Annotated in this window: 11 protein-coding genes and 1 other RNA gene; 11 read left to right on the top strand and 1 reads right to left on the bottom strand. The window is 39.9% G+C overall.

Annotated features, from left to right (window positions below; genetic code table 11):
* Nucleotides 1–125 precede the first annotated feature (125 nt).
* Together ssrA and FSC11_RS11225 are read left to right on the top strand one after the other, a co-directional pair.
* Nucleotides 126–486: a transfer-messenger RNA gene (gene ssrA, locus FSC11_RS11230) on the top strand.
* 183 nt (nucleotides 487–669) lie between these two features.
* A complete protein-coding gene (locus FSC11_RS11225) occupies nucleotides 670–1809 on the top strand; it encodes a tyrosine-type recombinase/integrase (RefSeq protein ID WP_032068297.1) in 1140 nt (379 codons plus the stop codon).
* Here FSC11_RS11225 and FSC11_RS11220 read toward each other — a convergent pair.
* The gene (locus FSC11_RS11220) at nucleotides 1803–2798 is read right to left on the bottom strand and encodes a hypothetical protein (RefSeq protein ID WP_163166938.1); all 996 of its coding nucleotides are present in this window, start codon (nucleotides 2796–2798) and stop codon (nucleotides 1803–1805) included. The genes FSC11_RS11225 and FSC11_RS11220 overlap by 7 nt on opposite strands.
* 121 nt (nucleotides 2799–2919) lie before the next feature.
* Here FSC11_RS11220 and FSC11_RS11215 point away from each other — a divergent pair, with 121 nt between their 5' ends.
* The 9 genes from FSC11_RS11215 to FSC11_RS11175 all read left to right on the top strand — a co-directional run bounded on the left by FSC11_RS11215 (nucleotide 2920) and on the right by FSC11_RS11175 (nucleotide 11617).
* A complete protein-coding gene (locus FSC11_RS11215) occupies nucleotides 2920–4539 on the top strand; it encodes a hypothetical protein (RefSeq protein WP_163166936.1) in 1620 nt (539 codons plus the stop codon).
* Between the two features lie 286 nt (nucleotides 4540–4825).
* Complete coding sequence (locus tag FSC11_RS11210; RefSeq protein WP_075040455.1) at nucleotides 4826–5773, top strand: YagK/YfjJ domain-containing protein; 948 nt, start codon at nucleotides 4826–4828, stop codon at nucleotides 5771–5773.
* Nucleotides 5774–5906: 133 nt separating this feature from the next.
* Nucleotides 5907–6194, top strand: coding sequence for a hypothetical protein (locus FSC11_RS11205; protein ID WP_032068291.1), 288 nt, complete (start codon nucleotides 5907–5909; stop codon nucleotides 6192–6194).
* 44 nt (nucleotides 6195–6238) lie between these two features.
* Nucleotides 6239–7273, top strand: a complete 1035-nt coding sequence (locus FSC11_RS11200; RefSeq protein ID WP_111281999.1) for a DUF932 domain-containing protein — start codon at nucleotides 6239–6241, stop codon at nucleotides 7271–7273.
* A 151-nt stretch (nucleotides 7274–7424) separates the two neighbouring features.
* Entirely contained in the window at nucleotides 7425–8489 is a 1065-nt protein-coding gene (locus tag FSC11_RS11195) for a YqaJ viral recombinase family nuclease (protein WP_111281997.1), read from the top strand.
* Between the two features lie 175 nt (nucleotides 8490–8664).
* Complete coding sequence (locus FSC11_RS11190; protein ID WP_163166934.1) at nucleotides 8665–9567, top strand: recombination directionality factor; 903 nt, start codon at nucleotides 8665–8667, stop codon at nucleotides 9565–9567.
* Between the two features lie 95 nt (nucleotides 9568–9662).
* A complete protein-coding gene (locus FSC11_RS11185) occupies nucleotides 9663–9893 on the top strand; it encodes a helix-turn-helix transcriptional regulator (protein WP_005096077.1) in 231 nt (76 codons plus the stop codon).
* Between the two features lie 72 nt (nucleotides 9894–9965).
* The gene (locus FSC11_RS11180) at nucleotides 9966–10553 is read left to right on the top strand and encodes a class I SAM-dependent methyltransferase (RefSeq protein ID WP_163166932.1); all 588 of its coding nucleotides are present in this window, start codon (nucleotides 9966–9968) and stop codon (nucleotides 10551–10553) included.
* Between the two features lie 2 nt (nucleotides 10554–10555).
* Nucleotides 10556–11617 (top strand): HNH endonuclease, encoded by a 1062-nt coding sequence (locus FSC11_RS11175; RefSeq protein WP_163166930.1) that lies wholly within the window; start codon nucleotides 10556–10558, stop codon nucleotides 11615–11617.
* The last annotated feature ends 109 nt before the right edge of the window (nucleotides 11618–11726 follow it).

Genomic DNA, 11726 nt, shown 5'->3' with positions numbered 1-11726 from the left:
TTTTAAATACTGACTTGAATTTTTAAATATTAGCGCAATTATGTAATCAGGCGCATTCAAAAGTGTATTTGTGTAGAAAATGCATCGTATTTTTTACCAGTTATGCTATGATTGCTCTGTACTTTGGGGGTGTTCTTGGCTTCGACGCTGATGATGAAACTCATAGATGCATGCCGAGAGCGCATTTTCTCTCGTAAATAAAATTTGCATTTTAATAGTCGCAAACGACGAAACTTACGCTCTAGCTGCCTAAGGGCAGCTTGTCCGCATCCCTGAATACTTGTGGTTAGGGGTCCCGACTGAAGCGAACGCACACAAGTCCGTATGAAATCAAGCCTTGGGGTTTCGTACTAAATCTTAAAGGATCGCGATTTGTACCCTGTTCGTCGGGTCACAAAGAGCTAAATCAATAGACGATATCTAAGCATGTAGTATTCTCGAGCGTAATGTTGGCGGACGCGGGTTCAACTCCCGCCACCTCCACCAAAATTCTTTCCGAAGTAATCCATCGGAATCTAAAAAAGCCTTTAAACTCAATGTTTAAAGGCTTTTTTATTGGCTGTATTGTCCGACCTTGTCCTAAGCTGTTTGACCCTATTTTTGCTTTAATAGGGTCAAAATTGGGACAATTTGACCCACTAAATAAGTTTAATTATGTGGGACAAAGATATGTCGCTTACTGATGTGCTGTGTAAAAAAGCATTACCGCAGGAAAAACAGTACCGCCTTTCTGATATTAATGGTCTGTCTTTACGAGTCGATCCGAATGGCAAAAAATATTGGTCTATCAGATACACGGAAAATGGACAAAGGAAGTCCAAAGCATTAGGTATCTATCCTGAGCTAAGTTTAAAGCGTGCAAGGGAGATCGCGCTTGATCTGAGATATAAACTCAAAAATACAACTGAGGTCGAGCAGGAGCAGCCTTATTTTAAGGAAGTCGCAGAGGATTGGTTCAATAATCAAAAAGAAACCTGGTCATCCAAACATATTAGTAATGTTCGAGCTTCCTTGGATGAGCTTTATATTGCTCTTGCTAATAAGCGTATTAATCAGATTCAGGCACCTGAGATTCTGCAGATCATTAAGAAAATTGAGGCAAGAGGCTCGCTTGAAATTGCAAAACGTACCTTATCTCGTTGCGGCATGGTCATGAAATACGCTATTGCCCATGGATACCGCTATGACAACCCGGCAGGTGATTTAGTTTATGCCCTCAAGAATAAACGGGTCAAAAACTTAGCTTCGCTTTCGGCCTCTGAAATGCCTGAATTTTTAAGAAAGGTAAGAGCATACCCAAGTGATGCTCAGACACATCATGCGATTATTCTGATTATGCTGACAGGCGTTCGGGTTAGTGAGTTGCTGCAAGCACGCTGGGAAGAATTCGATCTGGAAGGACGTAAGTGGGATATCCCTGAAGAACGAATGAAGAACAGACTTCCGCATCGTGTACCGTTGACGGACATGATGATTGCTGAGCTTCAGGCATTGAGACTTACTCATAATCAGGAACTGCTTTTTCCACATCGTTTAAATAATAAAGAACCGATGCGTAGTGAATCTATTTTGGCTGTGATTAAACGTTCGGGTTATGCAGGTCGAATGACCACACATGGTTTTAGATCGCTATTCAGTACAGTCGTAAACGAGTCCAATTTATTTAATCCTGATGCTATTGAACGCCAACTTGCCCATGTACCTCAGAATAGAATTCGTTCGGCTTATAACCGAGCACAGTACTGGGATGAACGTGTGAAGATCATGGAGTGGTATGCGGAGAAAGTGAAATTTTGGTTGGATCATTGATAATCATCTTTCTCATCATTGTGGGGGAAGGGATGGACCTTTCCAGCACTAGATTTATGGGATAAAAGCAGCTTTGTTGCATCTAGCAGCTTAGAGGGTAAACCAGGGTTTTGTCTCTGAGAAATTTGAGTAGATGATTCATTTTTAGCTACTATCTCTTGCTCTTGCTCTTGCTCTTGCTCTTGCTCTTGCTCTTGCTCTTGCTCTTGCTCTTGCTCTTGCATATGGTAGCGGGTGAAGCTTGATGTTTTAGGTAGATTTTCAGAAAGGGGCTCTTGCACTAAGTTTAATGGCAATGTTGTGTGATTTTGTATTTGTGTAATCTTAGAATCATTTTTTAGTGCGTTGATCTCTTGAAGCTTAAGTTTTAATTTTGCATTAAGCTGCTTACGGATATCTTTTGTCAGCTTGCCCGAAGTATCTGTACTATGAGCTTCATTAGATGAATTTTCAGAAATGATTGATACGCATTCGTCTAATAGAAAATCCACTAGTGTTTCGTAAGTTTTTTTAAGCTCGTTTTGGTCACTATTATACTTATTCTTTAGGTAAGCTATATAGTTTGTTGATTCTTGAACTGTCGTCTTTAGCTGTTCAATTTGTTCCTTTTGCTTGAGTAAATTTGTATCGAAGCTATCAGTTATTCTGCTGACGGTTTGAGACAAGCTTCCCACTTCTAATTTTTTTCTCAGGCGTTCTAACTCTGTTTTTGTTTTTTTGCTTACACGTAATTGTATCTTATTCTCATTGTTATGTGCTTGTTGGAATTTAAAAACTCTAAAGCCTTGTCGTAACTTTTCATACTCAGAAATAGGAATGATCAATGTTTCATGTGTTGATAGTACTGCTGAAAGTGTAGGTACAAGTCGATTTGTGTTGGTAGGGTTATTGTGGTTTAAAAAATGGCTGTATTTGCTTTTAATCCATTTTTCTTTTAAGTCTTGATCTGTTTCTAACCATTTTTTTAAAGATTCTTTTGGTCTAGCCATAAGAGTAGCCTCATTTAAATCACATTAACGTTTAAATTAATGTTAAATAAACGTTAATATAATTTCAATAGTTTCATTTTGCACATAACGGTTTTTTTGAGTAAGCTAATTGAAGCTAGAAATGGATATAAAACGACTTATGGATGATAAAAATTCTGACGTCTTATTTTTGTTGGTACATGATTTTTTGCCAACAACTGTGAAACCGTACAGTCGTTGGGTGCTATATAAAATTTTAGAAGCTTATGCAGGAACTCCATTTGAGGTTTCGAATAAAATCCTTGCTATTAGATTGGGGTTGTATGAGAGAAGAGTTGCAGTTGCTCTAAAGGAGTTAGTGAGTTATCAAATTCTTATTGCGCCAATTGAATGTGTAGATAGTCAAAATTTTCTCAGATTTAATGAGGAGCTGTTTAGGCGTTATTGGCAGGTGAGTACTAGAAGTAGGTACGCAGTAGATGAATGGTACAACCGATCTCGCTATAAACCTAATGAGCTATTTTTTTATATCCTCAAAGAGCGTTTAAATGATTTTTATATCAGCCATACGCAAGCTAATAAGACGAGCTTACAAGATAAATTGGATTTTAAAGATGCATTGGTATTATTGTGTCTAATTAGAAATACTAATGAATTCGGTGTAGTTGAAAATTGTGGAATAACCAGACTCAAGGATAAGACAGGCTTGTCTAAGCCAAGTATTTTTAGGTGTATCGAAAGCTTAAAAAAATATGGAATCATTCGTCATAGGTTGGGTGGAATCGCTAATAACCGATTTTTAATTGGCACACATCCAATATTTTTCTTAAATCTTTCGCATGAGTTGTGGTTGGAAAAAAGGAACTATGGTTATTTTTATATCCTAAATTGCAAAAAACAGCATACTTTTGAAATCTACAACAATTATCTATATATCAAATATTTCATAGCAAACTATACTTATCTGCTCCCTATGATCGAAAGAAAGGATGTAATAGGTATATCAGAATACATAGACGAACAGATTCGATCACAGCTGTATAATCTTTCTAATAATGTCAGTAACATCAATAAGAAAGATGCTTACCAGCACTATGATCAAGCGGATCAATATTTGCTTAGTCAATTGATTGATTTGGCATTAGAAATAATGGCTAGCCATAAGGGTTTTGAAGGCTTTTCATATTATTTTGAATACAAAGCTATACGTGCACGAAACAGTAACATGAACTCAAACATGGCAATTATGGCTCGGATTCAAGCAATCTTTGAGCAATGGAGTATTCAGAATTTTGGTAATGTCGAGGCAATGAAGAGATCAAAAGACGGGCTTATTTCTTGGAATGATGGAAATGCTTCAAGGTTAAAATCATTCATTAATTCGCTAGTTGATGTGCGGAATCAGCAGAAAGCCGAATCCTCTTTTATGACTTACCAGCTACAAAAATTTATCGAAATTTTTGTAGCTATGTTTGTTAAGAATAAGATTTTTATTTTTAGTCGGGCTCTTCACATGGCCGAAAATTTTAGACCTTTTACAATTGTTCCTCATAGCGATCCACAAACTTTATGTATTTTTCAGCCTTCAAAGAATCTGAGAGCAAATTTATTTACACAGATTGATCTTGATGAGCCAGATAAAAATTTAAAATGCAGAGAATTTATCCCTTCAATTGAGGATTTAAAGATGATGGGGCTATTGCCCGAATGTTGTAAAACATTGGATGGTTTTGAAGAGATTGTATGTGAGGATGAGGCATAACTTTAGCTTAACCTGAAGTTGCATAATATGGTTGGTACACTCAACTCAATTTCAGGCTTTATGTGGGTTTTAAACGCCATCACTTAGCCGGTAAAATATATTATTATATTAAGAATATATATAGTGGTATTGGTTGGAAGTTAGCCAATAAAGGCAAAGCTTTATGTAGTATATGCTTTTTCAATATATGAGCTGGATGACGTTGATTGAGTGATATGAATCGGGATCGGTAAAAAAATACAACTCTCACTTACATATGAACCTTATGTTCCAAGTGAGAATCCAAATGTTCCAAAATCTTCAATTAATCAATGAATCAGCATCATTAATTTCAATCGAAAACTTTTTAGAGAGTGTCTATCTAGAACACTACTTAAGTGATGATGAAGAATTTAAACATGAGCTGTTGGAAGCTGTTAGCTTATTTAAGCTAGTCTATCGCGAAGGCTTTACTTACTCTCATGTAATAAGAGTAATGAAGAGAGTCTTGATACTAGTAGACTATACCTTAGAAAAATTAGAATTAAGCTCGTATGAAGAGATCTTAAAGTTTGAACAACATCATATTTTTTATATTCAAAGCATGATTCAGTATGAAATGAAAACTGCTTTATATGAGAGAGTGGAGTTCCAACGTCGAGAAGAATGCAATGCTATAAAGCTACAGGGTTATGTGGCGAAGCTCTTAAATCATTATTCAAGATTACTCTTTGTAAGAGTAGACCTGAGTATCTTACAAGCTCATCAGGAAAATTGGGATATTGAAGACTTTTCTATGGCATTGGCTATTTTACGTAATCGTATAGCTAATCAAGATGTTTGCTTTGCGGACCTGCAGGGATATGCATGGGCTTTAGAACAGGGTAGTACTAAAGGTTATCACTGCCACCTTTTACTTATTTATGATGGAAATGAACATCAGCAGGATTCCGCATTAGCGATGTTGGTTGGTCAATGTTGGCAGCAAATTACGATGGATCAAGGAACGTATTACAATTGCAATCTAAAAGAGCATAAAGAGAAATTTGAAAGGAATGGATTACTAGGTATAGGTATGATTCATCGTGATCAACAATTAGAAGTTGATAATGCAATTCGTACAGCCATGTACTTGGCAAATCCCGATAAGAAAGGTCAGCACATGCGTGTCAAAACATCTCCTCAGATGAAGACATTCGGTATAGGTCAATTTAATGTAGGGTGGCGTAGGGGTGTTAAAGAGATAAGCTATTGATCATATTCTAAAAAAATTCAAATATATAACATCCTAATGAGAATCATGAAGCTCTTTTGAGTACACATGAAAAATTAATATCAAGCCTGCCATCGTGCAGGCTTTTTTATGCCCTCAATTTAGGAGTCGAGTCATGAGCTTGAATTGCCCCTTTTGTCATTCAACTGACATCATGATTGTTGAAGCAAACATACAACAAGCAAATTCAACATTATCAAATCTTGCATCACCCGCAGCATTAGGTGCTTTAGGCACAACCGTTGCGAAGTCTTTGAACTTGCCTCCCATCGTTGGAGGAATTGCAGGAACTGTACTCGGTGGTTTGTTTAATTCATTTACAGAGCAAAATACATCTCCAAAGCAAAGTTTGTGCTTCTGTCATAACTGCTACCAAAAGTTCCCCATTCAATATCTGAATTAAGAACAGATCCAATTTTTAACATTATTTTAAAAAGGAATAAAATTATGGCACATCAACTTGAACAAATGGCCTATATCGGTGATACCCCTTGGCATGGCCTGGGTAATCAACTGACACAGAATCAGCCGATTGAAATCTGGGCACAACAAGCAGGCATGGATTGGCGGATTGAATCCTCCGATGTTAGCTACATGGCCCAGAATGAACGCGGGCAGAGTATCATCATGCCTTATGAAGAACAGCGGGTGCTGTATCGTTCCGATACTCATGCCCCCTTGTCTGTGGTCAGTCAGCGTTATCAGGAAGTGCAGCCTATGGAGATTTTGGAGTTCTATCGGGATCTGACTGAGCAATCCGGCTTTGAATTAGAAACTGCGGGTGTACTCAAGGGTGGCAAGAAGTTTTGGGCATTGGCACGCACGGGACAAAGCACAGCACTGAAGGGTAAGGATGTCAGTAATGGCTATATTTTATTAGCAACTGCATGTGACGGTACGTTGGCCACCACAGCACAGTTCACCAATATCCGGGTGGTGTGTAATAACACCTTGGCGATAGCGTTACGTGGGCAGAATAGCAGTGCTGGTGTCGTGAAAGTGCCACACAGTACTAAGTTTGATGCTGACAAAGTTAAGCAGCAATTGGGCATCTCAGTCCGTGCCTGGGATGAGCATATGTATGAGATGAAACAGCTGACTCAACGTAAAGTCACTCAAGGAGAAGCAGCTGCCTATTTTGATGCAGTGTTTAACAATACCAGCATGAGTGTTGCCGATCAGGAAGAGAACATCATTCAGTTCTATCGCAATATAGCTACTCCAACTCCAGCCAAAGAAAAGTCTGAACCGAATGGACGCGCCATGACTAAAGTCATGGATATGTTTAATGGGCAAGGACGTGGTGCAGAACTCAGCTCTGCCAAAGATACTGCCTATGGTTTGCTGTGTTCAATCACCGAGTTTGCCGATCATGAACGTCGTGCCATGAGTACTGATCATCGTTTGGACTCTGCTTGGTTTGGTGCAGGTGCTGCGTTAAAGCAGCGTGGACTAGAACAGGCGCTTCGCTTAGTGGTTTAAGTTTCATTTAAGCCAGTGCTATTACAATAATGGTCAAGGGTCATGCAGATGATCCTTCTCCAGTGAAAACACCCCTTTTGCCACATCTCCAGATGTGGCTTTTTTTATGCCAAAAATTTTTACAGACCTCACTCTTTATAAGGATTAAAGCATGAATCAGATTGCACCGATAAATACCTCTCAACTTCCTCATTTTCCAATTCCGAATGAAATGAAGGAATCAAATACCGCAGCTAAACGAACACCGACAGCCAAACGTTTAGCCAATACTAAAAACATGGATTACCAGGAATGGCTAGAAGTGCGTAAGCAAGGGATTGGCAGCAGTGATGCCGCAACCGCATGTGGGTTGAATCCCTATATGTCGATGTTGGAACTGTGGATGATCAAGACTGGTCGAACTCAGCAGAATGTTGATGATGACAGCTCAGGCATTGCACCGTTGTATTGGGGCAAACAGCTAGAGCCATTGGTGGCTGAGTACTACAGTCTGCACACCAATAATAAAGTGAGACGAGTGAATGCCGTGCTTCAGCATCCCGATCCAGACAAAGCCTTTATGTTGGCAAATCTGGATTATGCGGTTGTGGGTAGTGATGACGTGCAGATTCTGGAGTGTAAAACAGCCGGAGAACATGGCGCTAAACTCTGGAGAGATGGTGTGCCTTTATACGTACTCTGTCAGGTGCAGCATCAACTTGCAGTCACAGGTAAACAGGCAGCGCATGTCTGTGTCCTGATCTGTGGGCATGAAACCAAGATCTTTAAAGTCAGCCGTTCTGAATCAGTGATTCAACACATCATTCAGGCAGAGCGTTATTTCTGGGAATGTGTGGAAAACGATACACCGCCATCAGTCGATGCCAGTGAATCCGCAGCCAAAGCCATTCTGAAACTCTATCCAGCGCATGTACCGCTGAGCGTTGAAGATCTCTCACAAAATGAAAATGCCAATTTGATGTTTGATCAACTCATCAAAATGAAAGAAGAGATTCAGCATAAGCAGGAACGCTTTGACCAGCTGAAGCATCACATCCAAATGCTGATGAAAGATGCTGAACGAGCCACCTTTGCTCATGGCTCGGTGGTCTGGAAAAAAGCTAAGGATTCCATCAGTCTGAATACCAAAGCATTACTTCAGCATCAGCCTGAACTCATCGAGCTTTATCCACTTCAAAAGCAGGGTAGTCGTCGATTCAACATCTATACCGACTAAGCCTGTTTCAGCCCATTCAATTAGCGAGGCGCAAAAAACGCTGCCTGCCCTCTATTCGCTAGGAATAGAGGGCAAACGGTCGCGGCTTTTGTAGCGAGCTATATACATATTTCTTGAATCAGGTGATCTGCATAAAGCTGGATGATCTGTACAAAATCAAATTGAGGAAAATAAAATGATTAAAGGTTTAGCGATTACACCACCAGCTCTAGGGCGTATTAGTATTGGTCGGGTAGTAGAAAAGAATGGAAAACGCCTACCTGAAAAAGACGATCAGTTCACCATTACGTCCCAAATCCAAAGCAAGGAGAATGGCTGGGTAAAACATCCACTGGATGAACAGCTTCGAGCCAATACGCCGAATCAAAAGCTGCGTTCAATCCCCGTCAGAATGATCTTCAATGATCCTGACTTAAACCTACGTGCAGAATACAGCCTATTTGACCGTCAGACTGGACGGCCAGTCTGTGTCGGCAACGGTGAAACATGCCAGCGATTAACCAATCAAGGTGTAGAGCAACATCCCTGTCCATCGCCAGATTTATGTTCTCTGGCACAAGGCGGCAACTGTAAACCTTATGGACGTTTACATGTGAACCTGGATGACTCGGATGAGTTTGGCACCTTCATCTTTAGAACTACGGGCTTTAACAGTATTCGGACTTTGGCTGCACGGCTGAGTTATTACCATGCAGCTTCAGGAGGCTTATTGTCTTGCTTGCCTTTGCAACTCACTTTAAGAGGCAAAAGCACTACTCAAAGCTATCGTCAGCCGGTGTATTACGTGGATCTGACTTTACGGGAGGGCATTAGTCTGAATGATGCCATTACTCAAGCCAAGAAAATTGATGAACAGAGCAAGCAGGCAGGGTTTTATCAGGAGGCTTTGGACTTTACGGCAAGGAAGGGTTTTGCGAATGCGCGATTTGAAACGGATATAGAGGAAGGATTGGATGTGCTGGAAGAATATTACCCTGAACAAGAACAAAACCGGGTGGTGGAGCAACAAGCTTCGCCTGAAGAGTTTGTACAGGATATTCAGCAGGGGTTACAGCAAAGTGTACGAGCTGTGAATTAAGCGAGAGGAGAGAAGATAGCTAACGTTAAATTTTACAGACCAGCTCTATTATTTGAGCGAATAGCCGCTCGCATCAATGATTAGGAGCTAGCCTCATGAATGCGTTTATCGGTCAAACATTTCAAATGAATCAACTCATCAGTATTAAGCAGGTCGTAGAATTTGTCGGTGTGGGGCGTTCTACCATCTACGAGATGATGGATGAGGACTCACCTTACTATGATCCAACCTTTCCAAAGAAAGTTAAAATTACTCAAAATCGTATCGGCTGGTCAGCTTATGAGATCCATCAATGGATTGAAAGTAAGTTGGCGAGTCGAGAATAAGGGATGCTCTGAGCTCCCTTATTTTTTTGTTTTCTTGTAGACTGAAAATGTCTTTTAGCCTAAGTGTCCGTAATGAAAACAATAGACTACTATAATAAGCATGCAGAAGAATTTATAGCTTCAACGTTTGAAGTGGATATGGAAAGCTTATATCAGCCATTTTTAGCTGAGTTGCCTGAAGGTGCTCGGATTCTTGACGTTGGCTGTGGTTCAGGACGAGATACTCTGGCTTTTAAAGATAAAGGCTATCAAATTGAGGCAATAGATTATTCTGCTGAGCTGGTTAAGAAGGCCAAGGAGCTGACCGGCATTGAAGTACGTCAACAAAGTTTCTATGAATTAAATGAGAGTGAGAAGTACGATGGTATTTGGGCTTGTGCTTCTCTTTTACACTGTGACAGAGATTTTTTGCCTGAAGTGATGGGGCACATATTCAAAGCACTAAAACCAAATGGTATGTGTTACATGTCTTTTAAATATGGCAATACAGACCGTGAGAAAGGGGGACGTAGTTTCACTGACCTCAATGAACAGCAAGCACATGAATTAATCAAGCAGATTGATCAGGCTTTACTGTTACAGCAATGGATTACTATAGATAAACGTCCAGATCGTACAGAAAAGTGGCTCAATATCCTGATTAAAAAAGAGCAGGCTTAGATATGTTGTTCAATACAGCTGAAATACCAACACCTCAAGAACAACTGAAATTCTTAAAGCACATTCAGCAGATATTACAGTCTGGGACGTTTACGTCGACCTATAAGTTTGCCTTGTTAATGAGTATTACACGTCTGGCGATTGAGCAGGGTGAGGATACTGGTGCTACATTACATTTAGATTATCAGGATATTGCGGAAAAATTTATTGGCCTGTATTGGAAACAGTCACTGCCATTTCAGTTTAATCACTATGAGCCTTTTACTATTCATCAAAGCCCTGGTAAGCAGGCAAAGATCATCAGTGAAATTCAAAAGGCACAACAACAATTTAAGACCTTGGCAGCGTTGAGAAAAGATCAGTTGCACTGGAATCAGCTTAAGAAAGTGGTTGCAATGACCGTCAAGCAAATGCCGGTGGTGTATTTGCAGAACCTGAATGGTCAAGCGGTGGAGTTTCTTTACCATTTGGAAGATTGCAAACAGTCCCTCAAGCTTTTACCCAAAGTGATGTATTGCTTGAGACAGTTTAGTGAAATTATTGAAGAGTTGTGCCAGAAGCGCTGGATTGATTTTGTCCGGTTGAATAAGCAGAATCTGGTGGTACTGGATGGTTTGCCTGACCTAGATGAATTCATGTTTGCTCCGAGTCGAAATCAACTCGGGCTGGTCGCGAACTTCTTAATTGATTTACAGCAATGCCAGTGTTTTTACTGTGGCAAAAGCCTAAAAAATTCAAAATATGCTGTAGATCATTTTATTCCATGGTCTCTATATCCTGCCGATACCGGACATAACTTTGTTCTGGCAGATGATAAATGTAATTCTCAGAAAAGTAATTATTTGGCATCGGAACAGTTTTTGCAAAAGTGGCAGGAGCGAAATTATCTACATGATCAATCTATTGTTCGGGAAATTTCTCAATTCGGTTTCTTAACAGATATTCAGCGTTCGCATCGAGTTGCCGACTGGGCGTATAAGCAGGCAATAGAGAATGAGTATTTAGTCTGGCTGGGTGGAAAAGATAAACAGATATTGGTTACTCCCATATCTGGTGTATTTTGATGTCTTTGTTTTTCTGTAGTACAGATTACTGGAGTGGACTGCTATAAAAGTTAGATCATGTATCTGTCTAGCGCTTGAATTGACAGATTACATCGCTTGAGCACGACAA

It is taken from the genome of Acinetobacter schindleri, from assembly GCF_010918895.1.
GTDB classification, from domain to species: Bacteria; Pseudomonadota; Gammaproteobacteria; order Pseudomonadales; family Moraxellaceae; genus Acinetobacter; species Acinetobacter schindleri.
This window is presented reverse-complemented; position numbering and strand designations above follow the sequence as displayed.